General features: G+C 65.5%; 24 protein-coding genes and 2 pseudogenes. 19 read left to right on the top strand and 7 right to left on the bottom strand.

Annotation, left to right across the window (positions count from 1 at the left end; translation table 11 throughout):
* Positions 1 to 17: 17 nt before the first annotated feature.
* Genes ABUE31_RS05630 through ABUE31_RS05620 form a run of 3 tightly spaced genes read right to left on the bottom strand, consistent with a single transcriptional unit; the run spans position 18 to position 2,698 of the window.
* The gene (locus ABUE31_RS05630; protein WP_367722558.1) at positions 18 to 1,352 is read right to left on the bottom strand and encodes a TRAP transporter large permease; all 1,335 of its coding nucleotides are present in this window, start codon (positions 1,350 to 1,352) and stop codon (positions 18 to 20) included.
* On the bottom strand, positions 1,349 to 1,879 hold the full coding sequence (locus ABUE31_RS05625; protein ID WP_367722557.1) for a TRAP transporter small permease subunit: 531 nt from the start codon (positions 1,877 to 1,879) through the stop codon (positions 1,349 to 1,351). Before ABUE31_RS05625 ends, ABUE31_RS05630 begins: the two co-directional genes overlap by 4 nt.
* Before the next feature lie 33 nt (positions 1,880 to 1,912).
* Positions 1,913 to 2,698 carry an N-formylglutamate amidohydrolase gene (locus ABUE31_RS05620; RefSeq protein WP_437344104.1) on the bottom strand — a complete coding sequence of 262 codons (786 nt, stop codon included), beginning with the start codon at positions 2,696 to 2,698 and terminating at the stop codon, positions 1,913 to 1,915.
* Positions 2,699 to 2,857: 159 nt separating this feature from the next.
* On the opposite strand from ABUE31_RS05620, the gene ABUE31_RS05615 reads away from it, so the two are divergent.
* The 4 genes from ABUE31_RS05615 to ABUE31_RS05600 all read left to right on the top strand — a co-directional run bounded on the left by ABUE31_RS05615 (position 2,858) and on the right by ABUE31_RS05600 (position 8,606).
* Positions 2,858 to 3,685 carry a MurR/RpiR family transcriptional regulator gene (locus ABUE31_RS05615; protein ID WP_367722555.1) on the top strand — a complete coding sequence of 276 codons (828 nt, stop codon included), beginning with the start codon at positions 2,858 to 2,860 and terminating at the stop codon, positions 3,683 to 3,685.
* A gap of 213 nt (positions 3,686 to 3,898) precedes the next feature.
* Positions 3,899 to 5,059 (top strand): efflux RND transporter periplasmic adaptor subunit, encoded by a 1,161-nt coding sequence (locus ABUE31_RS05610; protein ID WP_367722554.1) that lies wholly within the window; start codon positions 3,899 to 3,901, stop codon positions 5,057 to 5,059.
* A 13-nt stretch (positions 5,060 to 5,072) separates the two neighbouring features.
* The gene (locus tag ABUE31_RS05605; RefSeq protein WP_367722553.1) at positions 5,073 to 8,201 is read left to right on the top strand and encodes an efflux RND transporter permease subunit; all 3,129 of its coding nucleotides are present in this window, start codon (positions 5,073 to 5,075) and stop codon (positions 8,199 to 8,201) included.
* Positions 8,202 to 8,297: 96 nt separating this feature from the next.
* On the top strand, positions 8,298 to 8,606 hold the full coding sequence (locus ABUE31_RS05600) for a hypothetical protein (RefSeq protein WP_367722552.1): 309 nt from the start codon (positions 8,298 to 8,300) through the stop codon (positions 8,604 to 8,606).
* A 76-nt stretch (positions 8,607 to 8,682) separates the two neighbouring features.
* Here ABUE31_RS05600 and ABUE31_RS05595 read toward each other — a convergent pair whose 3' ends face one another.
* Positions 8,683 to 8,976, bottom strand: a complete 294-nt coding sequence (locus ABUE31_RS05595) for a DUF982 domain-containing protein (RefSeq protein ID WP_367722551.1) — start codon at positions 8,974 to 8,976, stop codon at positions 8,683 to 8,685.
* A 265-nt stretch (positions 8,977 to 9,241) separates the two neighbouring features.
* On the opposite strand from ABUE31_RS05595, the gene ABUE31_RS05590 reads away from it, so the two are divergent.
* The 4 genes from ABUE31_RS05590 to ABUE31_RS05575 all read left to right on the top strand — a co-directional run bounded on the left by ABUE31_RS05590 (position 9,242) and on the right by ABUE31_RS05575 (position 11,373).
* Entirely contained in the window at positions 9,242 to 10,147 is a 906-nt protein-coding gene (locus ABUE31_RS05590) for a S1C family serine protease (protein ID WP_367722550.1), read from the top strand.
* Between the two features lie 85 nt (positions 10,148 to 10,232).
* Positions 10,233 to 10,544, top strand: coding sequence for a tail fiber domain-containing protein (locus ABUE31_RS05585; RefSeq protein WP_367722549.1), 312 nt, complete (start codon positions 10,233 to 10,235; stop codon positions 10,542 to 10,544).
* A gap of 108 nt (positions 10,545 to 10,652) precedes the next feature.
* The gene (locus tag ABUE31_RS05580) at positions 10,653 to 10,961 is read left to right on the top strand and encodes a tail fiber domain-containing protein (protein ID WP_367722548.1); all 309 of its coding nucleotides are present in this window, start codon (positions 10,653 to 10,655) and stop codon (positions 10,959 to 10,961) included.
* Positions 10,962 to 11,052: 91 nt separating this feature from the next.
* Entirely contained in the window at positions 11,053 to 11,373 is a 321-nt protein-coding gene (locus ABUE31_RS05575) for a tail fiber domain-containing protein (RefSeq protein WP_367722547.1), read from the top strand.
* Positions 11,374 to 11,446: 73 nt separating this feature from the next.
* Here ABUE31_RS05575 and ABUE31_RS05570 read toward each other — a convergent pair whose 3' ends face one another.
* On the bottom strand, positions 11,447 to 13,183 hold the full coding sequence (locus tag ABUE31_RS05570; protein ID WP_367722546.1) for a tetratricopeptide repeat protein: 1,737 nt from the start codon (positions 13,181 to 13,183) through the stop codon (positions 11,447 to 11,449).
* Positions 13,184 to 13,592: 409 nt separating this feature from the next.
* Between ABUE31_RS05570 and ABUE31_RS05565 the strand changes: the two genes are divergently transcribed.
* From ABUE31_RS05565 to ABUE31_RS05550, 4 genes and pseudogenes are all read left to right on the top strand, one after another.
* On the top strand, positions 13,593 to 13,847 hold the full coding sequence (locus ABUE31_RS05565) for a hypothetical protein (protein WP_367722545.1): 255 nt from the start codon (positions 13,593 to 13,595) through the stop codon (positions 13,845 to 13,847).
* A 63-nt stretch (positions 13,848 to 13,910) separates the two neighbouring features.
* Positions 13,911 to 15,557, top strand: a complete 1,647-nt coding sequence (locus tag ABUE31_RS05560; RefSeq protein ID WP_367722544.1) for an arylsulfatase — start codon at positions 13,911 to 13,913, stop codon at positions 15,555 to 15,557.
* A 31-nt stretch (positions 15,558 to 15,588) separates the two neighbouring features.
* Positions 15,589 to 15,813: pseudogene (locus ABUE31_RS05555) on the top strand (hypothetical protein); the annotation flags it as partial.
* Positions 15,814 to 15,816: 3 nt separating this feature from the next.
* Positions 15,817 to 17,913 (top strand): tetratricopeptide repeat protein, encoded by a 2,097-nt coding sequence (locus ABUE31_RS05550; RefSeq protein ID WP_367723554.1) that lies wholly within the window; start codon positions 15,817 to 15,819, stop codon positions 17,911 to 17,913.
* Between the two features lie 38 nt (positions 17,914 to 17,951).
* Here the strand turns inward: ABUE31_RS05550 and ABUE31_RS05545 are convergent, their stop codons facing one another.
* Positions 17,952 to 18,671, bottom strand: a complete 720-nt coding sequence (locus ABUE31_RS05545; RefSeq protein WP_367722543.1) for a FadR/GntR family transcriptional regulator — start codon at positions 18,669 to 18,671, stop codon at positions 17,952 to 17,954.
* A 143-nt stretch (positions 18,672 to 18,814) separates the two neighbouring features.
* Between ABUE31_RS05545 and ABUE31_RS05540 the strand changes: the two genes are divergently transcribed.
* From ABUE31_RS05540 to ABUE31_RS05515, 6 genes are all read left to right on the top strand, one after another.
* Positions 18,815 to 19,876: an alanine racemase gene (locus ABUE31_RS05540; RefSeq protein WP_367722542.1), complete on the top strand. Its 1,062-nt coding sequence runs from the start codon at positions 18,815 to 18,817 to the stop codon at positions 19,874 to 19,876.
* Between the two features lie 11 nt (positions 19,877 to 19,887).
* Entirely contained in the window at positions 19,888 to 20,274 is a 387-nt protein-coding gene (locus ABUE31_RS05535) for a RidA family protein (protein WP_367722541.1), read from the top strand.
* Positions 20,275 to 20,470: 196 nt separating this feature from the next.
* Positions 20,471 to 21,193, top strand: coding sequence for a 2-dehydro-3-deoxy-D-gluconate 5-dehydrogenase KduD (gene kduD / locus ABUE31_RS05530; protein ID WP_437344103.1), 723 nt, complete (start codon positions 20,471 to 20,473; stop codon positions 21,191 to 21,193).
* Positions 21,190 to 21,744: a TRAP transporter small permease gene (locus ABUE31_RS05525; protein ID WP_367722539.1), complete on the top strand. Its 555-nt coding sequence runs from the start codon at positions 21,190 to 21,192 to the stop codon at positions 21,742 to 21,744. The genes kduD and ABUE31_RS05525 overlap by 4 nt, the downstream gene beginning before the upstream one ends.
* A 9-nt stretch (positions 21,745 to 21,753) precedes the next feature.
* On the top strand, positions 21,754 to 23,025 hold the full coding sequence (locus ABUE31_RS05520) for a TRAP transporter large permease (RefSeq protein ID WP_367722538.1): 1,272 nt from the start codon (positions 21,754 to 21,756) through the stop codon (positions 23,023 to 23,025).
* 23 nt (positions 23,026 to 23,048) lie between these two features.
* Positions 23,049 to 24,032, top strand: coding sequence for a TRAP transporter substrate-binding protein (locus ABUE31_RS05515; protein WP_367722537.1), 984 nt, complete (start codon positions 23,049 to 23,051; stop codon positions 24,030 to 24,032).
* Positions 24,033 to 24,086: 54 nt separating this feature from the next.
* On the opposite strand, the gene ABUE31_RS05510 is transcribed toward ABUE31_RS05515, so the two are convergent.
* The gene (locus tag ABUE31_RS05510; protein WP_367722536.1) at positions 24,087 to 25,226 is read right to left on the bottom strand and encodes a glycoside hydrolase family 3 protein; all 1,140 of its coding nucleotides are present in this window, start codon (positions 25,224 to 25,226) and stop codon (positions 24,087 to 24,089) included.
* Between the two features lie 374 nt (positions 25,227 to 25,600).
* Between ABUE31_RS05510 and ABUE31_RS05505 the strand changes: the two are divergent.
* Positions 25,601 to 25,782 (top strand): annotated as a pseudogene (locus ABUE31_RS05505) (arylsulfatase); the annotation flags it as partial.

Here is a 25,782-nt window from a genome sequence, read left to right as displayed (position 1 = left end):
TGTTGTTGTTCTAGACTTCAACCTTGCAGCTTGCCCTGGAACTGGGCGGGCAGCCACAACGCCAGTTGCGGAAAGACCATCACGATGATGAGGGTGAGGATCATGACCGCGACGAACGGGATCACGGAGAGGTAGATGTCGCGCAGCCGGATATCCGGCGGCGCCATGGCGCGCATCAGGAACAGATTGTAGCCGAACGGCGGCGTCATGTACGCGATCTGGCAGGTGATGGTGTAGAGCACGCCATACCAGACCAGGTCGAATTCAAGCGCCTTGACCAGCGGCACGTAGAGCGGCGCGACGATGACCAGCATCGCCGTGTCGTCGAGGAAGGTGCCCATCAGCAGGAAGCTCAGCTGCATCAGGATGAGGATCTGCCAGCGGTCGAGGCCCAGTCGGTCGAGGAAGAAGCCCTCGATGGCCTTCACGGCACCCAGGCCGTCGAACACCGCGCCAAAGCAGAGCGCGGCCAGGATGATCCACATGAACATGCAGGAGATGCCGAGCGTCTTGCGCACGGTGTTCTCGAAGACCTCGCGCGTCAGCCGGCCCTTGATGATCGCCGCTCCCATGGCGGCGGTCGCCCCGACAGCCGAGCTTTCCACCAGGCTGGTGATGCCCATCAAGAAGAGGCCGTTCATCAGGAAGAAGATCATGAACGGCAGGATGCCGGCGCGCAGCAGCGCGAAGCGCTGGCTCCAGGTGATCTCGGCGCGCTCCTCGCGGGTCAGCGCAGGACCGAGATGCGGCTGGAAGTGGCAGCGGACGGCAATGTAGATGACGAACAGTGCGGCCATGAGCAGGCCGGGCACGGCGCCGGCGAGCCAGAGCTGGCTGACCGGCTGCCTGGCGATCATGCCGTAGAGGACGAGCACGACGGAAGGCGGGATGAGGATGCCGAGGCTGGACCCGCCCTGGATGACGCCGGTTATCATCTGCTTGTCGTAGCCGCGCCGCAGAAGCTCCGGCAGCGCGATCGTCGCTCCGATCGCCATGCCGGCTACCGAAAGGCCGTTCATCGCCGAGATGATGACCATCAGACCGATGGTGCCGATGGCCAGGCCGCCCGGAACGGGGCCGAACCAGACGTGGAACATGCGGTAGAGATCGTCGGCGATCCGGCTTTCCGACAGCATGTAGCCCATGAAGATGAACATCGGCAGCGTCAGCAGCGGATACCACTTCATCAGCTTGATGGACTGGGCGAAGGCGATCTCCACGCCTCCGGTGCCCCACAGCGGCAGCGCGGCCATGACGGCCACCGCGCCGATCACGCCGAAGACGCGCTGCCCGGTCATCAGCAGCATCATCATCGAGGCGAACATGAAGAGTGCGATCAGCTCGTAGGTCACAGGCCCGCCTCATGTGGATGGTCGACGCTGACGCCCTGCAGGAAGAGGATGTCGCGCATGAGTTCCGCCAGCGCCTGCAGCAGCATCAGGAAGATGCCGATCGAGGCGATGAGCTTGACCGGCCACATATACGGCCGCCAGACCGAGTGGGCGCGCTCGCCGAACTCGATCGCGTAGGTCGTGCTCGAAATGCCGCCATAGAGAAGGATGGCGAGATAGAACAGCAGGAAGAGTACCGTCACGGCATCGATGGCCGTCTTTCGCCGCGGCGACCATCCGGCGTAGAGAAGGTCCATCCGCACATGGTCGCCCATCTGGACGGAGTAGGGCCCGCCCAGCAGGTAGTAGGCGACCATGATGAACTGCGCCATTTCGAGCGTCCACAGGGCCGGCGAACCTGCAAACTTGGACAGCGACGACCACAGCAGGACGCCGATCAGCGCAAAAATCAGGTACATGGCGAAACGCCCGACCCGGCGGTTCACGGCGTCGACCCCGCGAACGTAGGCTGTCATCGCCTCACGCATCGCAACTCCGTTCCCATCCGCTGTTTCGGCTCTTCATAGGCTGGCTCCGGCCCGCTTGCCTTCATACCCCATCGTTGCAAAGATTCCCGACAGACGGCCAGCCCAGAGCCGCTGTCCCTCCGGATCGGCGATCTCGTCGTTCCGGATCTCGATCATCGCGCAGGGCAGTCCGCGGGTCCGCGCGTGCCGCTCGAGCGTGAAATAGACGCGGTCGTCGGGCGAATACGGCTGGTTGTCCCCGACCGTGAAGGAGCCTGCGGCCTTGAGCGCCTCGATCAGCGGCGCCGAAACGCGCTCGTCGTCGTCGTGCACGATGCCGATTTCCCAGGGACGGTCGACCCCCTTGTAGACGGGGGTGAAGGAATGGACCGAGACCAGGCAGGTGTCGCGACCCGCCGCAATCCGGTCTTCGACCAGTTCTTCGATGGTCTCGTGGAATGGCTGCCAGGAAAGGGCCACGCGTTCGGCGCGATCGGCCTCGGACAGCCCTGCGTTGCCCGGGATCAGCGTCGTCTCGCTGATCGGAGGAATGAGGTCGGGGGCGTCGAGCGGCCGGTTGCAGTCGATCGCGAGCCGGGAAACGCCAGCTTCCACCAGGGTGGCGTCCAGCTGGTCGGCCAGTGCGAGAGCGACAGGAAGGGCGCCGGGATCCCAGGCGATGTGGCGCAGCAGGTCGGTGTCGGGAAGCCCGAGGCTGCCATAGGCGGGCGGTAGCCAGTTCGAAGCATGGTCGCAGACAAGCACGATGGGCGACGAGCCGGCACGATTCGTCACGCGAACCACGCCTTTCTCCCCTGCGCCTGCCCGGGCGGGCGCCATCTGCCCAGCGTTCTGCATTCAAAGCCCCTCGAAGCGCTGTACCGTATGATACATTTATTATTTCGTTGCGCTCTGATGGATGATTTCATACAGCTTTGGTGACTTTGTCAAACGTTTCCGACAACGTTTCGTCCGGAAGCTGACGCAGGGAGGGCGCAGATGAGGCAAGGCGTCACGGAACTGATCGCGGACCGCATGGACACCATGCCGGCCGGCGAGCGCCGTGCAGCGCAGACGCTGATTGCGAGCTACCCTGTGATCGGACTGAAGACGGTGGCGGAGTTCTCGCAGTCGGCGGGCGTCAGTTCCCCGACGATCCTGCGTTTCGTGTCGCGGCTCGGCTTCCAGAACTACGCGGAGTTCCAGGCGGCGCTGCAGGACGAACTGGCCGCGCAGTTCCAGTCGCCGGCCTCGCGCGCCGGCCTCCAGCAGCCATCGAGACGCGGCAAGGTGCCGGCCACCGTCGAGGCGACGCTGGAGAACATCCACGAGACCTTCCGGCATGTCTCCGAGAAGCAGGTCGCCGACATCGTTGCGCTGCTGGCGCAGGCCAACGCCGACGTCTTCCTGATCGGCGGCCGGTTCACCGATCCGGTGGCCCGCTACATGGCGGCGCACCTGACGATCATCCGGCCCAACGTGCTGCACCTCGCCGGGCAGGAGAGCAACTGGCGCGACAGGCTGATCGACATGGGCAAGCGCGACGTCCTGCTGATCTTCGACATCCGCCGCTACCAGGAAAGCCTGCTGCGCTTCGCCGAGAAGGCGCACCACAGGGGCGTCCATATCGTGCTGTTCACCGACCAGTGGCTGTCGCCGATTGCGCGCTTCGCGCGCCATGTGGTGGCGTGCCGGACCGCGGTGCCGTCGCCCTGGGATTCCTCGGCTTCGCTGTTCGTGATCGCCGAAACACTGATCGGCGAATTGACCCGCCTGCTCGAGACCGAAAGCGCGCGCCGCATCGGCGAGATGGAAGACCTCCGCTGAACAAGCTTTTGTGAACAGCGCCTTGTCGGCGGGTCATCGCATCAACGTTACCTAGATTTAATGATATGACGGGTGCGCCGGCAGCGCGAAATCGTCATAAGGTGGCGAATGCAGTCGTGCGCCCGGATTGTCGGTCAAGGCGCGCAGGCGGGTCCTGCCGGAGGCCCCTGGAACGATGACTGCGACCGACGTCGTATCCAAGCCGGAGTAGCCATGGCTGTCTGGAAGCAGTTCCTCGTTGCGCTGATCGTGCTGGCCGTGGCGGCCGCAGGATGGCTAAAGTTCTATCCGGGTGCTCCGCAGATGCTCGCGGGCTTGGGCCTGGGCGTCGGCGGCAGCCCCGCCGAGGCGCGGCAGCCCGGCGGCGGGGGACGGATGCAGGGCGGCCCGCAGACGGCGGTCGTCACGGCGCCGGTGGGACGCTCGGTCATCAACGACCGCCTGTCGGCGATCGGAACCGGCCGCGCCAACAATTCGGTGACGGTGAAGCCCTACACGTCGGGCAGGGTGACCGGCATCGACGTCGAATCCGGTGCGCATGTCGCTGCCGGCGCCGTCATCGCGCGGCTTGACTCCGAAGTCCAGGAAATCGCGCTCGACCGCGCCACGATCGCGCTCGCCGACGCCGAGGCCAAGCTCGAGCGCATGCGCTCACTGCGCAGCGCCAACACGGCGACGCAGGTGCAGGTCACGGACGCCGAGCTTCTGGTCGGCAATGCGCGGCTGGCGCTGCGCGATGCGCAACTCGACCTCGACCGCCGGTCGGTCACCTCGCCCATCGCCGGCATCGTCGGCATCCTGCCGGTCGAGGCCGGCAACTACGTCACCACGGACACCGTGGTCGCGACCATCGACGATCGTTCGCGCATCAAGATCGATTTCTACGTGCCGGAGCGCTTCGCGGCCAACATGACCGTCGGCGGGCCGCTCACGGCCTCGCCGATCGCGCGGCCCGAGGCGGTGTTCGAGGGAAGCGTCAGCGCCGTCGACAATCGCGTCGACGACAAGAGCCGGACGCTGCTCGTCCAGGCGGAGATCCCGAACGTCGAGGATACGTTGCGCGCCGGCATGTCGTTCCGCGTCGAGGTCAGGTTCCCGGGCGACGCTTTTCCTGCCGTCGATCCGCTGGCGATCCAGTGGGGCACGGACGGCGCCTTCGTGTGGGTGGTGCGCGACGGGAAGGCGAAGCGCACGCCGGTGCGCATCGTCCAGCGCAACACCGAGAACGTCCTGGTGGCCGCCGACGGCATAGCGCCCGGCGACACGGTGGTGACGGAAGGCGTTCATGCCGTGCGCGACGGCGCCCCCGTGCTGATAGCCGGCAACGCCCCGACCGACGCGGCGACGCCGCCGCTGGCCGGCAGCGGCTCGTAGGCGGGCCGCGTCCATGTCGGAAGCAAGCAGCCATCATCCCGAAAGCGGCACGACGGCGCTGTTCGTGCGCCGGCCGATCCTGGCCTTCGTGCTCAACACGCTGATCGTGGTCGCGGGCCTCGCCGCCTTCTTCGGCGTCGAAGTGCGCGAACTGCCGGATGTCGACCGGCCGGTCATCACCATTTCCGCCGACTATGACGGCGCGACCGCCGAGAGCATCGACCGCGAACTGACCGCCGTACTGGAAGGTGCGGTCGCCCGCGTGTCGGGCGTCAAGTCGATCTCCTCGTCCTCGTCCTACGGGCGTTCGCGCGTGACCGTCGAGTTCAACGACGGCGTCGATCTCGACGTCGCCGCTTCGGACATGCGCGACGCGGTCGGCCGTGTGTCCAACCAGCTTCCAGACGACGCCGATGCGCCGCGGATCGTGAAGGCCGATGCCAACTCCGATCCCGTGATGCGCCTCGCCGTGACATCCGACAAGCTGTCCGTGGAGGACATGACGATCCTGATCGAGGACCAGATCCTCGATACGCTGTCGTCGGTGCCCGGCGTGGCCGACATCAGCGTCTATGGCGACCGCGAGAAGATCTTCCGCATCGACATCGACCAGGCCAAGCTCGCCAGCCTGGGCAAGACCGTCGCCGACATCCGCAACGCGCTGGCCTCGATCGCGCTCGACACGCCGGCCGGCGCGCTGACGACGGCCGACCAGAACATCATCGTGCGCGCCACCGCAGACGTGACGTCGCCCGAGGCGTTCGAGAACCTGATGATCGGCGATCAGAACCGCCTCGGCGACGTGGCGACGGTGACGCTCGGGCCGGACATCGGCCAGTCTTCGCTGCGCTCGGACGGCAAGACCGGAATCGGCATGGGGATCATCCGCCAGGCCGAATCAAACACGCTCGACATTTCCGACGGCGTGCGCGCGGCGGTCGCCGACATCCAGAAGAACCTGCCGGAAGGCATGACCATCAAGGTGACCAGCGACGATGCGGTGTTCGTTCGTGGCGCGGTGCACGAGGTGGAGATCGCGCTGATCATCGCTGCGTCGATCGTGCTTCTGGTGATCTACCTGTTTCTCCTCGATGCGCGCGCCACGCTGATACCCGGGCTGGCGCTGCCGGTCGCGCTGGTAGGCACGGTGGCGGCGATCTACCTCGCCGGCTTCTCCGTCAATATCCTGACCCTGCTTGCCCTGGTCCTGGCGACCGGCCTTGTCGTCGACGACGCGATTGTCGTGCTGGAGAACATCGTGCGCCGGCGCAACGAAGGAATGGGCCCGCGCGCGGCCGCGGTGCTCGGCACGCAGGAGGTATTCTTCGCTGTCGTGGCGACGACGGCGACGCTCATCGCCGTGTTCGTGCCCCTATCCTTCCTGCCTGGCCAGACCGGCGGCCTGTTCCGCGAGTTCGGCTTCGTGCTGGCGATCGCCGTCTTCCTGTCCAGCGTGGTCGCGCTCTCGCTCTGCCCGATGCTCGCCTCGCGCATGCTGGCGGCGCACACGGGCGAACACCACGACGGCGCGATGAGCAAGGTGGGCGGGATGCTCGCCGGCGTCTATCGCCGCTGCCTGCACGCCTGCCTCGATGCGCCGCTGATCGTCGTCCTCGTCTCGGTGTTGTTCGCGGCCGCGGCCTACGGGGCGTTCGGGCTGATCCGCCAGGAACTGACGCCGAGCGAGGACCGTTCGATCGCGCTGATGCGAATCAGCGCGCCGCAGGGCGTGAGCCTGGACTACACCACCCAGCAGCTGAAGCGGATCGAGGAGCTCATCCAGCCGCTGCGCGACGCGGGCGAAATCCAGGCGACCTTCGCCAATGCGGGGCAGGGCGGGTCGGTCAACAGCGCCTTCATGGTGATGGCGCTTGCGCCATGGGACGAGCGGCAGCGCTCGCAGCAGGAAATCATGGCCGACATCACCAGGCTGGTCGCCCAGGTGCCCGGCGTGCGCGCCTTCCCGTTCACGCCCAACAGCCTGCGCATCCGAGGCGCGGGCAGCGGCCTGCAGTTCGCGCTGATCGGCTCGAACAGCTATGCCGAACTGGGCGAGGCCGCGGCCAAGGTGATCGCCGAGATGGAGAAGGACCCGCGGTTCGTATCGCCGAGGCTGTCGACCGACGCGACGCAGCCGCAACTTTCCGTGTCGATCGATCGCGACCGCGCGTCCGACCTCGGCATCGACATCACCGGCATGTCGGCCGCGATCCAGGCCATGCTCGACGGCAACAAGATCGACGAAGTCTTCATCAACGACCGCAGCTACGCGGTGAAGCTCGTCTCGACCTCCAATCCGATCAACGATCCGACGGACATGGAGAACATCTTCCTGCGCACCACGGACGGGCGCTTCGTGCCGCTCGCGTCGATCGCGACGTTGACCGAAAAGGCGGTTCCGCCGTCGCTGACGCGCGAGCAGCAGCTGCGGGCGGTCGCCGTAACCTCCAACCTGCGCGACGATTTCGCGCTCGGCTCCGCGCTCGAGCGGGCCCGGGAAATCGCCACTCCGCTGCTTCCGCCGGGGAGCCGCATCCTGCCGCTCGCCGAAGCGGCGACGCTTGGCGAGACGAACAGCGGCGTGCTGACGATCTTCGGTTTCGCGCTGGTGATCGTGCTCCTGGTGCTGGCCGCGCAGTTCGAGAGCTTCGTCAGCGCCATCATCATCATGGCGACCGTGCCGCTGGGGCTGGCCTGCGCCGTCTTCGCGCTGCTTCTCACCGGCACCAGCCTCAACGCCTACAGCCAGATCGGGCTGGTGCTGATGGTCGGCATCATGGCCAAGAACGGAATCCTGATCGTCGAATTCGCCAACCAGCTTCGCGACCGCGGCATGGACGTGCGCCAGGCGATCGAACAGGCCGCCAACATCCGGCTGCGCCCGGTCATGATGACGATGATCTGCACGGTGCTGGGCGGGCTGCCGCTGGTTCTGGCGTCGGGCGCCGGCGCGGAGGCGCGGATAGCGCTCGGTTGGGTGATCGTCGGCGGCCTCGGCCTGGCGACGGCATCGACGCTGTTCCTGACGCCGGTCGCCTATCTGCTGCTCGGCCGTTTCGTCACGCCGAAGGCGCACGAGGAATCGCGGTTGAAGCGCGAACTGGAGGAAGCCGCCTACGCCGGCGTCGAGCCGGCCGAGTAGGACCGGTCGTCAGGGAACCTTCGCGGCGGCGGGTTGTTTGGGAATCGACGCGCCTCGGGCGCGGTCGCCAGGAGATGCGCCAACGGAGGATCAGCCATGAACACCGCCAACCTGCAGCTTCAGGGCCTGCTGCTCGCAGTCGCCTCGGTCAACAGCGCGCTTGTCCGCAAGGGCCTGCTCGACGCCGACGAAATCGACCGCGCCTTGCGCAAGGCCGAAGCGAGCCTGACGGGGGAGGACAGGCTGGTCGACCACCTGTCTCCTGCCAGCCGGGATGCGATCTGCTTTCCGATCCGGTTGCTGCAGGCTGCAAACAGCCGGCAGGGCGAAGACGGCGTGCCGGGCTTTTCCGACCTGGCGCGCATGGTCGGCCAGACCAAGGACTACTACAACGACCAGATGTAGCTGGTTCGGCAATCCGGGATCGTGGCGGACGGGTCATGTCCGCCAATCGGAATTTGGCCGGTTGGGCGCGGGCCTATCAGTGCGCGACGCGCGGCGCTTCCTTCGCAGCAGCACCTGGCGCGGAACGCCTGCTGTCGCGCATCAGGATGCCGGTGATGCGGGCAAAGCCCGACAGGGACTTCCTGGCTTCCTCGACGGTGAGGTAGCCGTCGCGCGCGGCCGAACAGGCATTGTAGGCGGCGAGATAGACGGGGCCGCGCCGATCCGACGGCCATTCGCGCAGGAACCGCAGCGCCTCGTCCAGATCTTCGATGTCGCGACCGCCCGGCTTGCTGCGTGACGACACGCAGACCGGCGTGAAAAATTGCATCCTAGACATGGTTTCCTCACAGGCCCCGCGTCGGTACGGAACCGATATCAACGTTCATTTAAATCATATGTTCCCTTGGGGAACGCACTTCAAGATGCCGGCGAAAATACCGCAGGGACTGCGCTCGCCATGTCCGAGCGAATATCCCGACCGCGCCCGGCGTGCCTTGCGGTTGCGGGATTGCGCCCTAGCTATAAGATCGGATTTCTGAACCGGCAGAGGCGCAGCCGCATGAGCCCCTGGCCGGTCATACCAGGAAGAGCCCATGACCATTGAACCGAACCGGCGGTCGATCGTGACCGTGCGCACCACCATTCCCGACGACGCCTTTACCGCCGGCACGCTCGGCAACCGGCGTGAAGGGAGCGGCGTCGTGATCCGCGACAACGGGCTGGTGCTGACGATCGGCTACCTGATCACCGAGGCCGAGGAAGTCTGGCTGACCGGCCATGACGGCCGCGTCGTCGCGGGCCATGCGCTCGCCTACGATCAGGAAACGGGATTCGGGCTTGTGCAGGCGCTGGAGCGCCTCGACCTTCCGGCAATGGAACTGGGCGATGCCTCTGCCGCGGAAGTCGGCGAGACGGCCCTGCTTGTCGACGGCGCCGGCGAGGCGGTCGAATCGACCATCGTGGCGCGGCAGGAGTTCGCCGGCTACTGGGAGTATCTGATCGACGACGCGATCTTCACCGCGCCGGCGCACCCGTCCTGGGGCGGCGCGGCGCTGGTCGGCGCCGACGGCCGGCTGCTCGGCATCGGTTCGCTGCGCCTGCAGATGAGCCGCGGCGAAGAGATCGCCGACATCAACATGGTGGTGCCGATCGACCTTCTGCGGCCGATCCTCGACGACCTCATCAGCCGCGGCCGGGTCGACAAGCCGGCGCGCCCCTGGCTCGGGGCGTTCTCCGCTGAAAGCGACGGCGAGGTCGTCGTGATGAGCGTCTCGGAAGGCGGGCCGGCGGCGCGCGCGGGACTGCGCGAAGGCGACATCATCTCGGACGTGCGCGACGGCGAAGTCGACGGCCTGAGCGACTTCTACCGAAAGCTCTGGGCCAGCGGTCCCGCCGGCTCCGAGGTGCCGATGCGCATCGTGCGCGACGGGCGCGAGGCCTGGCTGAGGGTCCGGACGGCGGATCGCAACAGCTTCCTGAAGAAGCCGCAGTTGCAGTAGGCCCGGTGCGGTCCGATTGACAGGCGCAGCATCATCGGTCAGCCTGACGCAGCGTCATCGTGCGCGCCAGACTGTCGGAGGGGTGATGAAGAAGGTTTATTGCAAACCCGAGTTGCGCAAGTCCGCGGTGCTTTCGAACGTCACCGCCAACGGCGCCGGCAGCCTAAAGGGCGTTCCCAGCGATATCCGCCTCAAGACTGATATCAAGCCTGCCGGGACCGCCTCGAACGGCCTGCCGCTCTACGATTTCCGGTATCTCTGGAGCGATGAGGTCTATCGGGGCGTGATGGCGCAGGACGTGCTCGAGGTCTTCCCCGACGCCGTCACGACCATGCCGAACGGCTACCTTGCCGTCCGCTACGACATGCTGGGCCTGGAGATGACCAGGGTTCATTGAGCCGGATCGGTCCGGATGGCCGCGTGCAACTTCGCCGAATCAGCGGCGGAGAACGATGTGAGGGCGATAACCGTCGCCTTTCGTTAGGGTCATAGCTGGGAGAGGTCGATGAAGAAGGCATATGTGAAGCCAGAGGCGATCAAGTCCGCCTTGCTGTCGCAGGTGGTGGCTGCCGCCAGCGTGGTTCAGTCGAAGACAAGCGACATCCGGCTGAAGCGGGACGTCGAGTGCGTCGGGGCCGCGCCGAACGGGTTGCCGCTCTACACCTTCCGCTATCTCTGGAGCGACGCGGTCTATCAGGGCGTCATGGCGCAGGACGTGCTGAAGGTCTTCCCCGAAGCCGTATCGACGATGCCGGGCGGCTACCTCGGCGTGCGCTACGACATGCTCGGCTTGGAGATGACCAGGGTCCACTGAGACGGATCGGTTGGGAGGTCTCCACCGAATCGCCGATTGTGATACGGCTTCGTCAAAAGTGCCGTGAGCGAACCATGTCTGGAGCGGTCAGATGAAGAAGACCTATGTGAAGCCGGAACTGGTGAAGAGCGCGATGTTGACCCGGGTGGCAGCCTCGGCGGTAGCCGCGGCGAGTGCGGCCGAAGTGAAGGAAAGCGATGTCCGCCTGAAAAGGGACATCGAACGGGTAGGCTCAGCGCCGAACGGGTTGCCGCTCTACACCTTCCGCTATCTCTGGAGCGACGCGGTGTATCGGGGCGTCATGGCCCAGGATGTGCTGGAGGTCTTCCCCGAAGCCGTATCGACAATGCCGGGCGGATTCCTCGGCGTCCGCTACGACATGCTCGGACTGGAGATGACCAGGGTCCACTGATGAGGATCGGTTGGTGAGGCGGGGCGCCCTTCGGCGCCGCCGCCAGCCTGGGCCATTTCGGTCTTGATGGGTTCTATGAACCCTCGGGTCCGGTCCAGCCGGCCTTCCTCAGCCCTTCGACGAGCGCTTGCACCGTGCTCTCGATGGTGCCGTGCAACCTGTAGAACGCCGCCGGGTCCCGCGCGGTCCTCGGCGCGACCTCGGCCATCCGCTCGAGCGCCGCCTTGGCGGCGCGCTTGTCGCCGAGCGCGCCATAGGCAATCGCGATGAACGACCAGCTGGCGCCGGATTCGCCGATCGCTCCGGTCTTGGCGGCATCCAGCATCTCAACATACCGCCCGTGCAGGTAGTGGTCGATGGCCACGAAGTGATAGTACCAGGCGGGAGGGTTCACCGTCCGCTCGATCGCCTGCTTCAGGTAGGGGATGCCTTCGTCGAAGCGTCCCCGCGCGGCGAGCCGCCAGCCGAGCTGCGCGAGGACATCGGGATCGTTCGGATTGAGTTCGAGCGCCTTGCGCTGGAACTGCTCCGACTCCGCGTAGTTGCCCATGTAGTGGTGGATCGATGCCAGGACGGTGAGGGCAAGGACATTGCGGCCGTCGAGCAGAATGGCGTGCGAGGCGGCATCCAGGCCCTGGTCGTAGGCGCGCGCCGCATCGGCCGTCAGGTTGAAGCGGCCGGCATCCAGATAGAGCCAGCCCAGCATCGCCCAGGCGTCCGCGTATTGCGGGTCGCGCTCAACCGCCGCCTTCAGGCACGCAAAGACCGGGCCGTGGCTTTTTGCCGAGAAGCTGCGGCGATAGGAGAATGCGCGAAGGACGCATTCGTAGCTCGGCATGCTCGGGCGAAAATCGTCGGGCAGCCCGTTGGTGATCTGCGTCTTGATGATCCCGTAGGGTTGACCCAGGGCCGATGAGATCGCACCCGCCACTTCGTTCTGCAGCATCAGGAGCGACTCAACGGCCGCTGCCCTGTCGAAATCCTGGACCCAGATGACCCGCCCCGTCGCAACGTCGCTCAGCCTTGACGTGATCTTGATCGTCGCGCCATCGGATTCGACGCGACCGGTAAGTACGAAAGACACGCCCAACGGCTTGGCGATCGCCAGCGGATCTTCTTCGGGGTCCCGCCCGTGGCCGGCCGGAGGCAGGTAGAGGCGGAAATCGGAAAAGCGCGAGAGTTCCGTGACGATCTGGCTCGCCAGCCCCTCCGCAAGCGCGGCGTCCTTTTCGGTCTCGCCCGCAGCGACCAGGGGAAAGACCATGACGCTCGGGCCGCGGGCGTCGGCCAGGACCCGCTCGTCGGCGACCGGTCCGGGCTGAACCGCGATCCATCCGACCAACAGCGCGAGAAGGACTACCGCGGCCGCACCTGCAGCAAGCCAGACATTTCTACCGACCGACGCGCTTCTTTGCCGGGCTGCACTCAGCGCGACGGGATTGCTTTCGTGACCGGAGGGCTCACTCGCCTCGCCTACCGGCGCTGCCTGCCCCGGCTGATGCGCGGGAGGCGTGGCGCGCTGGAACTCCGGCGCGTAGTGGCCTTTCGGAATGGAAATGCGGAGCGGATTGTCGCGACCCTCAAGGACGTAGTAGCTGGCAAGATCGCGACGCAGGCGGCGCGCCTCCAGCCGCACGACGGGGTCCGACTGGGCGTCAAAGTCCTCGCCCCGGCGAAAGACGGAGACGCCGATCGCGTAGCCCTTCAGGGCATGCGCCCGCCCGGACAAGGTCTCTTCCACCAGATACTGCAGCATCTCGCGGCGTCTGGTGGAGGCACGGAATTCGGAGCTTGCAAGGATCCGCTGCAACTCGTCGCGAACCTCCGCAGGAGGGATTCGCTGTGCGGGTTCGGGACTCGCATCGACGCCTTCCGCATTCGAGTTCGACCGCATACGACCCCATCCGGCTACCGTCAGGCAAACGCAGCATAGGCACAGTTTCCGACGGCGCGATGACCTGGATCAATTGGCGCAACGTTGAATACCGGCGCCAAACAGCCAACCGCCGCCAGGGAAAGGCTTGCCGCGGAACTTCCGGGCGACTCTATTCGGTCCCTTCCCTTACGGGAAGGTCAATCTCCTTTGACCCGTATTGCTGTCACCGAAACAACGGGCCCGCAAGGGCCATGCGGCACCGGTACGAACAGGTTCGTACCTACTGCGCGCGCGTGTTCATCGACAAGATGCCGGCCGTGTTGGTCGAGCCGAGGCTCAACTGATGTCTGACACGAGCGTTGCCGCTGTGGCCCGTCAGTTCGCGAAGCACGAGTTTCGGATTCGGAGGCTTTTTGCCTCGAATTCCGAATTCCGGGCGGTGTGCGAGGACTACGAAGCGGCGACTGAAGCGCTCGCCTTGTGGGAGGCAGATGTTCCGAGAGCGGACGACTATCGCAGGCTGATCGGGGAACTGGAGATCGAAATACTCGAATTCCTGGACGAACCGAAAGGGCGGCCGGCGGCTGCCGGCAGCTAGGCCAGAGACCCGAATGCTCGGGCTCGACCCATCCTGAATGACTTCGAGAGCAGGAGAACGACTATGAGCTTGAAACGAACGTCCGGATGGCTGCTGGCCGCCGGCCTGGCGTTGACCGCCAGTCTACCCGCGTTGGCGCAGGAGCAGTCAAAGCCGAACATTCTGTTCATCGTCTCGGACGACACCGGCTACGGCGACACCGGGCCCTATCTCGGCGGCGAAACGCGCGGCATGCCGACGCCCAACATCGACAAGCTGGCCGACGCGGGCATGATGTTCACCTCGTTCTACGCCCAGCCGAGCTGCACGCCCGGGCGCGCCGCCATGCAGACCGGCCGCATCCCGAACCGCTCCGGCATGACAACCGTGGCCTTCCAGGGCCAGGGCGGCGGCCTGCCGGCTGCCGAATGGACGCTTGCGTCCGTGCTGAAGACCGGTGGCTACGACACTTACTTCACCGGCAAGTGGCATCTGGGCGAAGACGACTACGCCTTGCCCAACGCCCAGGGCTACGACGTGATGAAATATGTCGGCCTCTACCACCTCAACGCCTACACCTATGCCGACCCGACCTGGTTCCCCGACATGCCGGCCGACCTTCGCCAGATGTTCGAAAAGGTCACCAAGGGTTCGCTTTCCGGCAAGGCCGGCGAGAAGGCGACAGAGGACTTCAAGATCAATGGCCAGTATGTCGACACGCCGGACAAGGGTGTCGTCGGCATCCCCTATTTTGACGGCTATGTCGAAAAGGCCGGCATCGAATTCCTCGAGGAAGCCGCGAAGAAGCCGGGCACGCCCTTCTTCATCAACGTCAACTTCATGAAGGTGCACCAGCCGAACATGCCGGCGCCCGACTATGAAGGCAAGTCGATCTCAAAGACCAAATACGCCGACTCGGTGGTCGAACTCGACAGCCGCATCGGCCATCTGGTCGACAAGCTCGACGAACTCGGCCTCTCGGACAACACCATCGTCTTCTGGACGACGGACAACGGGGCCTGGCAGGACGTCTATCCGGATGCCGGCTACACGCCGTTCCGCGGCACCAAGGGTACGGTGCGCGAGGGCGGCAACCGGGTGCCGGCGATCGTCCGCTGGCCGGGCCACGTCAAGGCCGATACCAAGAGCGCGGCGGTTGTCGGAGGTCTCGACCTGATGGCGACCTTCGCCTCTGTCGCCGGCATCAAGCTGCCGACCGAGGACCGGGAAGGCAAGCCGATCATCTTCGACAGCTACGACATGACGCCGGTGTGGGAAGGCAAGGGCGACAGCGAGCGCAAGGCCTGGTTCTACTTCACCGAGAACGAACTGACCCCGGGCGCGGCCCGCGTCGGCAACTACAAGGCGGTGTTCAACCTGCGCGGCGACGACGGCGCCTCCACGGGTGGCCTGGCAGTCGATTCGAACCTCGGCTGGAAGGGTCCGGAAAGCTACGTGGCGACCGTGCCGCAGGTCTTCAACATCCTGGACGACCCGCAGGAGCGCTACGACATGTTCATGAACAACTACACGGAGCGCACCTGGTACCTGCCGGTGATCAACGACCAGGTCAAGGAACTGATGATGACCTATCTCAAGTATCCGCCGCGCAAGCTGCAGAGCGAGGTCTATACCGGGCCGATCACGATCACCAACTACCAGAGGTTCAAATACGTCCAGGAACAACTTTCGAAGGACGGATTTAGCCTCGGATTGCCGAGCGGCAACTGATCCGACTACAAAGGATGTCGCCCCGCTCGATATGGGCGGGGCGGCTTTTTTGTCGGGACTTGATCGGAAGGATGCGCCCATGCGGTCCGGAACATGGTTGCGGGCGGCACTGGCAGGGATCTTCTGCCTTGTGGCGCAGATGGGCGAAGCGCAGGTCGCTCCGCCTGTCGACGGCCCGGCCCATGTCGGCTCCCAGGCCTGCGCAACGTGTCACCGAACGCAATTCGAGGCTTGGAAAGACTCGCACCACGGCTGGGCATTGCTGGAGCCCGATCCGACGAGCGTGCGCGGCGATTTCGGCGACGTCCGCTTCGAGCACAAGGGGGTAACGAGCCGGTTCTACGGTGAAGGTGCGGAGTATTTCGTCGACACCGACGGTGCTGACGGCAAGATCGCCCGGTTCAAGATCCGCTACGTGGTGGGCAAGGAGCCGCTGCAACAATATCTCGTCGAACTCGACGGTGGCCGCCTCCAGGTGCTCGACATCGCGTGGGACACTGAACGCAAGCGCTGGTTCCACCTCTATCCGGACCAGGATGTCTCGGCCGGAAACGGGCTGCACTGGACGGGCAACTACAAGAACTGGCAGGCGCGGTGCGCGGTTTGCCACCAGACGGACTTCCGGAAGAACTATCGGCCCGAGACCCGTACCTACCAGAGCGCCTGGGCAGAACTGACGGTGGGGTGCGAGGCGTGCCACGGGCCGGGACAAGCGCATGTCGCATGGGCGCAGAAAGGCGGCTGGGCCGATCTCGGGGCGTGGCCGGACCTCACGGCAAGCGGCTTTCCGCGAGCGCAGTCGACTTCCAAGCAGGCTATCGAGCAGGACATGTGCGGACCGTGCCATGCCCGTCGCGACCATCTCACGCCCGACAGCACGCCGCCGGGGGCGCATTTTACGGACTTCTACTCGATCTCGGGACTGGGCGGCGGGCTCTATTTCCCTGACGGCCAGCAGGACCAGGAGGTCTACATCCTCGGATCGTTCCTGCAGTCGAAGATGCACCAGAGGGGCGTCACCTGCAGCAACTGCCACGAGCCCCATTCGGCGCGGCTCGTGGCCGAAGGCAACGCGGTCTGCACGCAATGCCACAACGAGACGGGACGAGAGGGTTTTCCGTCGCTGGTGCTGAAGGACTACGACAGTCCCGACCACCACCACCATCAACCGGGAGCGGCCGGCTCCCAATGCGTCGACTGCCACATGCCCGAGCGCACCTACATGACCGTCGATGCCCGCAGGGACCATTTCTTCCGCGTTCCCGATCCGGAATTGTCGCGACAGGTTGGCTCGCCCGACGCCTGCCTGTCGTGCCACGCAGGCCAGACGGACGCCTGGGCGGCTTCAGCCGTCGCCTCATGGGCGCCGGAGAGGAAACCTGCCGATCGCAGTGTCGCGATCCTGTTCAGCGAAATCGCCGGCAGCGGATTGAGCGCCGAACGCATGAGCGCATTGGTCGCCATCGCACGCGACCCGGTCAAGCCGGCGATTGTCCGGATGAGCGCAATCCAGGCGATGGGCGACCAGGCCGACCCCACCACCGTGGTGTCGCTTGCAGGCCTCCTTTCGGACACAAGCGCCGAGGTGAGGGCCGCCTCTGTCCGGTTGTGGCGAACGAGCCCGCCGGGCGAGCGCGCCGGCCGGCTGCGCCCGCTGCTCGATGACCCTGCGCGGATGGTGCGGGTGGCCGCGGCGCTCGAACTTGCTGCGATACCGCCCGATCAGTTGCCCGGCGAGATGCGCGGATCCCTGTCGTCGGCCTTGGACGAACTGCGCGTCTCGATGGGGGCGAAGTCGGACGTTCCCGACGGCCAGATCGCGATCGGCGGGCTGGCGATGTCGAGCAGGAACTGGCCCGCCGCCCAGGCGGCGTTCGCCGAAGCGGTGCTCATGGATCCCCAACTGGTCCAGATCTGGCTGACGCGTGCGCAAATCGCGGCTGCGCTCGGTGACGCATCGGAGGCGGCGGCGATCCTGACTGCCGCAAGGGCGTCCAATCCGAACGACGGCTCGATTGCGGTCGAGCTTGCGCGCCTGCTGCTGGGACAGGGCCGGCTGGCGGACGCCGTTCCCTTGCTGAAGGATGTCGTCTCGGCGCATCCGAGCGACCAGGATGCTCGCATCAATCTCGCCTTCGCGCAGCTGCAAACGGGCGACCCGACATCGGCCAGGGTTCATATCGACGCATTGAGCAAAGCCGCACCGCAGCGGCTCGAGGTCATGATCCTCGAGGGGCTCTATCAACTGGCCGAGGGGCGACCCGGCGAGGGCGCTGCGGTGGTCAGGGAGATCAGGCGGCTTCATCCGGGCGCCCGCCTGCCGCCGATACTCGACCGGCTCGGCAGGGAACCCTAGACGGATTCGCCGTCGGCCGGCACGTTCGCCCGGCCGCCCTAGGCGTGGCTCGCCTGGAAGGTCCGGGTGTTGTGCAGCAGCATCTCCATTCTCTGCTGCGCCAGACCCGCGTCTCGGTTCCTGATCGCCTCGAAGATCTCGACGTGCGTTGCGAGCATCTCGGCATAGGGTTCGCTCGAGATGCGGTAGCTGGTGAGCAGGCCGATGCCGATAAGGTTGCCCATCTGCAGCAGCAGCGGGTTGTGCGCCGCCGACAGGATCGCGCGGTGAAAGGCGAGGTCCGCCTCGATCGCCCCATTGCTGTCGGCTTCTGCGTCGCCCATCGCACCGAGCGCGGCCTCGATGGCCGCCACTTCCTTCTTCGTCGCGCGTTCCGCGGCGAGGGCCGCAGCCCGCGGCTCGATCATCGAGCGGATTTCGAAGAGCTCGTCGAAGAACAGCTCATGCGGCATCGAGCCGTACCGCCAGGACAGGACCGATACGTCGAGCAGGTTCCAGCGGTGCGGCGGCAGCACGCGGATGCCCGACCGCGTCCTCGATTCCAGCAATCCCTTGGCGGCCAATGACTTGACCGCCTCGCGGATGACGGACCGGCTGGCCTGGAAACGCTGACCGAGTTCCGCTTCGTTGGGGAATGGGTCCTCCGGCTTGATCTCGCCGGAAACTATGCTGGTTCCCAGTTCCTCTACGACGTGAGCGAACAGGCTGAACTTCTTGTTCGCGCCGAGGAGCAGGGAGGACGGGGTGAGCTTCGCCATCTTTTCTAGACATACCGTTTGAGTGAGCTTGACAACGCGAATCTAATTATCAGATAATAAGATAATAAGAACCGAAATCGTACGCCTATCCCCGGCGATCTGGCGTCAACCCTTTGAATTCGCTTTAGGTGCGTGTGCATTCCATGACATTTCCACGAGAAATCGATACGCCGTCGGTGACGATCCTGCTCGAGCGAGTGCAGGCCAATATCGACCGGGTCCAGGCGATCGTGGCCGGCGCGGGTATCCGCAACCGCCCGCATATCAAGACGCACAAGATCCCGGCGATCGCCAGGATGCAGATCCAGGCGGGCGCCGTCGGACTGACCTGCCAGAAGCTCAGCGAAGCCGAGGCCTTCATCGACGCCGGCGTCACCGATGACATCCTGATCACCTACAACATCGTTGGTCGCAGGAAGCTCGAGCGGCTGATGGACCTCTCCGCGCGGGTGAAGCGCCTTGCCGTCGTGGCCGACAGCGAAGCCGTCCTGCGCGGCATCAGCGAGGTTGCGCTCGAACGCGGCCGCGTGGTGCCCTTCCTGGTCGAATGCGATACCGGCTTCGGTCGCAACGGCGTGCAGACGCCGGCCGCCGCGGTGGCGCTCGCACAGTACGCCGCCACCCTGCCCGGAGTTCGCTTCGAGGGCATCCTGACTTTTCCGGTCGGAACCGACGCGGCGAAGGTATTCCTCACCGAAGCGCTGGCGCTTTTCAAGCAGGCGGGCATCGAGGTTCCGATCGTGTCGGGAGGTGGGTCGCCGGCCCTGCTCAAGATCGAGGACTTCCCGATGCTGACGGAGTACCGGGCTGGAACCTACGTCTACAACGACGTGATGATGATGGCGTCGGGCCTCGCCAGGCTTGAGGATTGCGCCCTGCAGGTGCGCGCCACGGTCGTCAGCAGGCCATCACCGGACCGCGCCGTCGTCGACGCCGGTTCGAAGATACTGACCCGCGAGCAGTACTACGTGAAGGATTTCGGCCGGATCGTCGAGTATCCGGACGCCGTCGTCTCGAACGTCACCGAAGAGCATGGCGTCATCGATCTGTCGCGATGCGAACGCAAGCCGGAAATCGGCGAGGTCGTGAACATCATTCCAAACCACTGCTGCGCGGTCTCCAACATGGTCGACAACGTCTACGTCCTCAGCCAGGGCGAGGTGGTCGACGTTCTTCCCGTCGCCGCGCGCGGCGCGGTCTGGTGATGGAGGGGATGATGGGCATCGAGCGTTTCGGCGTGGCGACAAAGGGTCCCGGCGACCGGGCGATGCCGTTCTCGCGCGCCGTCAGGGCCGGGGACTACGTGTTCGCCGCCGGGCAGATCCCGATCGGACCGGACACCGAGGTCGTGCCGGGCGGAATCGTCGAGCAGAGCGAGCAGACCATTCTAAACCTGATCGCCGCGCTGGAGGAAGCCGGCGCGCGGATCGACCAGGTGGTGAAATGCACTGTCTGGCTCGAGGATGCGCGCGACTTCGCCAGCTTCAATCGGATTTTCCTGAAGTATTTCGGCGCACACATGCCGGCCCGCGCCTGCGTGGAGTCGAGGCTGATGATCTCGGGGAAGGTGGAGATCGACGCGATCGCCTATGTCGGGCCCTGAGGGGCGAAGGCAGGGCATCGAGAGCCGAACCGCGCCGCTGGCGAAGGCCGAAGTGGTGGGCTGGCCGCGGCGACGGAACTGAAATTCGACGGCCGGGCCGGGATCCGGCCGGGAACTGGCGCGGCCGATGCCGCAGCCACGGGGGAGGGGCAAGTTGATCGATCTATCCGCTTTCAGCCTTGAAGGCAGAACGGTGATGGTCACCGGTGCGAACACCGGCATCGGGCAGGGGATCGCGCTGGCGATAGCCCGCGCCGGCGGCCGCGTCATCGGCGTCAGCCGCTCGGCCATGGACGAGACGGAGCGGCTGGTCGATGTGATCGGCGGCGCCTTCGTGCCCGTCCGAGCGGATCTGGCCGATGCAACGGTCGCCCAGTCGACTTTCGACACTTGCTGGAACTCCTCGGGTCCGATCGACGGCCTGGTCAACAACGCCGGCATCATCCGGCGCGCCGACGCGGTCGACGTGGCCCGGGCGGACTGGGACGACGTCATGAACGTCAACCTGAAATCCATGTTCTTCCTGTGCCAGTCGCTGGCGCGCAGGGCGCTGGCCGAGCAGCGCGGGGCGAAGATCGTCAACATCGCGTCGGTCCTGAGTTTCCAAGGCGGCGTGCGGGTCGCGGCCTACACCGCGTCCAAGAGCGCCGTGCTCGGGATCACGCGTCTCATGACCAACGAATGGGCGGCCCGCGGCATCAACGTGAACGCCATCGTGCCCGGCTATATCGACACCAACAACACCGCTGCACTGCGCGCGGACCCGGACAGGTCGGAGGCCATCCTCGGCCGCATACCGGCTGGACGGTGGGGGCAGCCCTCCGACATCGGCGACACCGCCGTGTTCATGCTCTCGCGTGCATCCGACTACATGCATGGCGCCTCCGTCGCGGTCGACGGCGGCTGGTTGGCGCGATGACAGCCGTCCGGGAAACCCCGGCGCGCGCTCTGCGCGCTCTCGGCTTGCTCGACCGCGTCAACGTGGCGGCCGGCTACGCCGTCGGCGCGCTTCTGGGCCTGGCGACGATCTCGGTGACCTACCAGATCCTGATCCGGTTCGTTCTCGACCATTTCGGCGTCAACATCGCCGCGCCATGGACCGAGGAGGTCGCACGCTACGCCCTGATCTGGGTGGTGTTCGTCGGCGCGGGCGTGGTCTGCCGATATTCGGGGCTGATCGCGGTCGACATCGTGCCCCATGCGTTGCCTTCCCCCTACGGACGCTACGTCAAGATTGCCGCGATACTGGTCACGATCGCCTTTTTCGGCGTGCTTGCCTGGATGGGAGTCGAGTTCGCGGCGACGGGATCGATCGAAACTTCGCCGGTCATGCGCATACCGATGACCGTCGTCTACCTGGCGGTGCCGGTGGGCAGCGCACTCGCCGTCGTCAATCTCTCGGCATTGCTGCTGGAAGGCCTGTTCGGCGGCCGCGACATCGTCGAGACCGGGTCCGAGGCGAGCGAGTAGGGGCGACCGATGGTCAAGATTCTGGGCGGCTTCTTCCTCCTCCTGACGATCGCGGTGCCGATCGCGGTCACCCTCGCGATCCTCACCTTCTGGGGGTTGCTGGAGGCGGACATATCGCCTCTTGCCGCCCTGCAATCCTCCATGGAAAGCCTCGACAGCTTCTCGCTGATGGCGATCCCGTTCTACATCCTGGCCGGCAACATCATGCAGGCCGGCGGCATTTCCGAACGCCTCGTCGGGCTGGCAAATGCCATCATCGGCTGGGTGCGCGGCGGCCTAGGCGCGGCAGCCGTCCTGACCAGCATGTTCTTCGCCACGATCTCCGGGTCCTCATCCGCGACGACCGCGGCGGTCGGCACGATCACCATCCCCGCCATGGTGCGCAAGGGATATCCCAAGCCGTTCGCGGCGGCGGCCGTGGCTTCGGCGGGCGAACTCGGGGTGATCATTCCGCCATCCCTGCCGATGATCGTCTACGCGCTCGTCATGAACATGTCGGCGGCGGATCTCTTCCTCGCGGGCGTGCTGCCCGGCCTGATGATTGGCTTCTCGCTGATCGCAACGATCATCGTCGTGTCGAACCTGATGGGGTTCGACACCGTCGCGAAAGTCAGCCCCCGCCAATGGCTGCGCGGCGTATTCACCGCGATCAAGGGCGCGGGGCCCGCATTGCTGATGCCGGTCCTCATCCTGGGGGGCATCTATTCCGGCACGTTCACGCCGACCGAGGCCGCGGTGGTGGCGTCGGTCTACGGCTTCCTCGTCAGCGTGTTCGTCTACAAGCAGATGCGCTTCGCCGACATGGCACAGGTCCTCATGCGCAGCGCGCTCACGTCGGCCGGCTTGCTGCTGATCGTCGCCTTCGCCTCGGCGTTCGGCTTCCTGCTGACGATCAACCAGGTGCCGCACCAGGTCGGCCTCTGGATTTCCGCCGTCGCCAGTTCGGCCGTCACCTTCCTTCTCCTCGTCAACCTGCTGCTGTTCGTCGTCGGCATGTTCATGGAGACGCTCGCCGCCATCATCATCCTGGCTCCGATACTCGGCCCGGTCGCCGCCCAGTACGGCATCGACCCGGTTCACTTCGGGATGATCATGATCGTCAACCTCGCCACCGGCATGGTCACCCCGCCGCTCGGCGTCAACCTCTTCGTCGTCTGCGAAGTCGCGAAACTGCGCATCGATCAACTCACGAAGCCGCTCCTGATCTTTCTGGGCGTCCTGATCGTGAACATCATGATCGTCACGCAGGTTCCAAGCATATCCCTAATGTTGCTCAAATGAAGTCAGGAGGAAAAGCAGTGAAATTGAAGACAAGATACATTGCCGCGGCGTCGGCCCTGTTGCTGGTAGTGGGCGGAGCCGCCCAGGCCCAGCAGATGGAACTGAAGATCGGCCACACGCTCAACCCGAGCAGCCACTATCACAAGGCGGCCGAGAAGTTCAAAGAGGTCGTCGAGGCGCGCACCAACGGTGACATCACGGTCAGCCTGTTCCCGCAGAGCCAGCTCGGCGGCGAGGTGAAGATGCTGCAGTCGGCGCGGCTGGGCGCCGTCGATCTCGTGGTGACGTCGAGCGCGCCGCTCGAAAACACCGTGCCGGAGATGGCGATCCTCTCGCTGCCCTACCTGTTCGACAATCTCGACGAGGCCGACAAGGTCCTCCAGGGTGACGCCGGCCGTCACTTCCTCGACTACATGGAGCCGCGCGGACTGGTCGGCCTGACCTTCCTCTCGGCCATCGAGCGAAGCGTCTACACCTCGAAGAAGCCGATCAAGACCGTCGCCGACATCGGCAACCTGAAGCTTCGCGTGATGCAGAGCCCGAGCTATGTGGCGGCCTACGAGGCATTCGGGGCACAGCCGACGCCGATGGCCTACTCCGAGGTCTACCTGGCGCTGCAGAACGGCGTCGTCGACGGGGCCGAGAACTCCCCGGACACCTTCGTGATGGACCGCATGACCGAGGTCACCAAATACCTCAACATGACCAAGGCCCACTACATGCCTTCGCTGATGGTCATGTCGAAGGTGCGCTTCGACGCCCTGAGCGACGAGCAGAAGGCGATTGTCGCGGACGCCGCCAAGGAGGCCGCCCAAGCCTCGATCTCGACGTTCCGCAGCACCTACACCGAGAGCCTCGACAAGGTGAAGGAGGCGAATGTCGAGATCGTCGAGACCGACCGCGCCGAGTTCGCCAAGGCGGCGCAGGCCGTGTGGCCGTCGATCGTCGCCAACACGCCGGACGGCGAGAAGAACCTCAAGGTCATCGAGGACGCCAAGGCGAAGTGATGCCCTGGCGGGCTGGCGGTCCTGTCCGGGCCGCCAGCCCGAAGTCTGCTGCGCCTAGATCTTGGCGGCGCCGCCACCGCCGGACTCGACCCGGGCAACGGTGCGCGGTCGCAGCGGCGCCAGGGACGCATGCGCGGCGAAAGTCTCGTCGCTAAGGCGCTCGACCCTGTTGGCCGGCGCGACCGACAGCAGCGCCTGCACGCGGGCGAAGGACTCGTGCATCGTCCGCTCGCTTATCGATCCATCCTTCAGGCCCTCGCCGATATGGTCGATCATCCGCAGGATGATGCCGGTGTCCGCCCAGTAGGCGCACATGCACATCAGGTCGCAGCCGGCGTTCACGATGCTCCTGGTCGTTTCCGGCTGGTCGAGCCGGCTGGAAATCGCGGCCATGCCCAGGTCGTCGGAGACCACCACTCCGCCGAAGCCGAGTTCGGCGCGCAGGATATCCTGCAGGATGATGCGCGACATGGTCGCCGGCACGCCGGGGTCGACCTGCGAGAGCACGATGTGCGCCGTCATGATCATGCGGGTGCGCGGATCGTTGAAATGGCGGAATGCCGCTAGTTCGCGCTTGCGGAGCGTGTCGGGATCGACGTCGATCACCGGAAGCGAATAGTGGGAATCCACCGCCGCGTCGCCATGCCCCGGGAAATGCTTGGGACATCCCAGCACGCCCTCGGCCTGCATGGCGTCGAGAAATTGCCGCGCCGCCGCGGCAACCTCGTCGGGCGTCGTGCCGAATGAGCGCGGGCCGATCACCGGGTTTGCAGGATTGGAGTTGACGTCGACCACCGGCGCGAAGTTGACGTTGAAGCCGAGCGAACGCAGTTCCACGCCCATGGCGCGGCCGACGTCGGCGGCCTGCGCAGGCCATTCCCGGGCGTAGGCGAAGGGCGTGACCGGCGCGGGGGGGCGCAGCACGCCGCCGCCTTCGTGATCGATGCAGACCAGCACCTCGTCGCGGCCGATCGTTTCGCGCACGTCGGCGAGCAGCCGTTCGTGGCTCGCCAGCCACTCGTCGTAGGGCGCGCCGGCCAGGAAGTTTGCCCGAAACAGCACGACGCCCGCGGGCCGGAGCAGTGACAGCAGCCGCTTGTCGTGGTCGCCCAGGACAGGGCTCTGCTGAAGGCCGATCAGGAAGCGATGGCCAAGCGCCTCTGCGCCGCGGCCGAGATCGAACGTAAGCTCCATAGTCTCCCCATCCAGGACTGCGGTCCGGAATGCCGCCCGGCCTGTCCGCTTGTCTGCCGATTGCAGGCTTCCCTCAGGCGAGGGACCCCTCTCCTCGCTGCCGCAGTTTGGTTAACCGCCGGTAAATCTGGCGTCAACGCTGCAACATTTGCGGCATTGAGCGCACCTGGAAGGCTGCTCGCGCGCCCGCCCTGCTCCGGGGGTGGCGACGGTTTCCGCTGCGTCATCAATCTGCTATCAAGGTGGCGCAGGGTGCCTGGGATCGCGAAGCTTGATGCACGCTTCGCCCGCGAGAGGAGGAATTCATGAATCTGAAAAATCTGATTGGCGGCCTGGCGCCGGCGGCGGTCGCCGTCGGCTTGGCCGCGTTTACGATGATGCCTGGGCCTGCCCATGCCCAGGATGCTTCGAAGCCGAACGTGCTTGTGATCTGGGGTGACGATATCGGCACCTGGAACATCAGCCACCGCAATCTCGGGATGATGGGCTACCGGACGCCCAACATCGACCGCATCGCGGCCGAAGGGCTCGCCTTCACCGACTACTACGCGCAGCA

This window comes from Mesorhizobium marinum (assembly GCF_040813675.1).
GTDB lineage: Bacteria > Pseudomonadota > Alphaproteobacteria > Rhizobiales > Rhizobiaceae > Mesorhizobium_K > Mesorhizobium_K marinum.
This window is presented reverse-complemented; position numbering and strand designations above follow the sequence as displayed.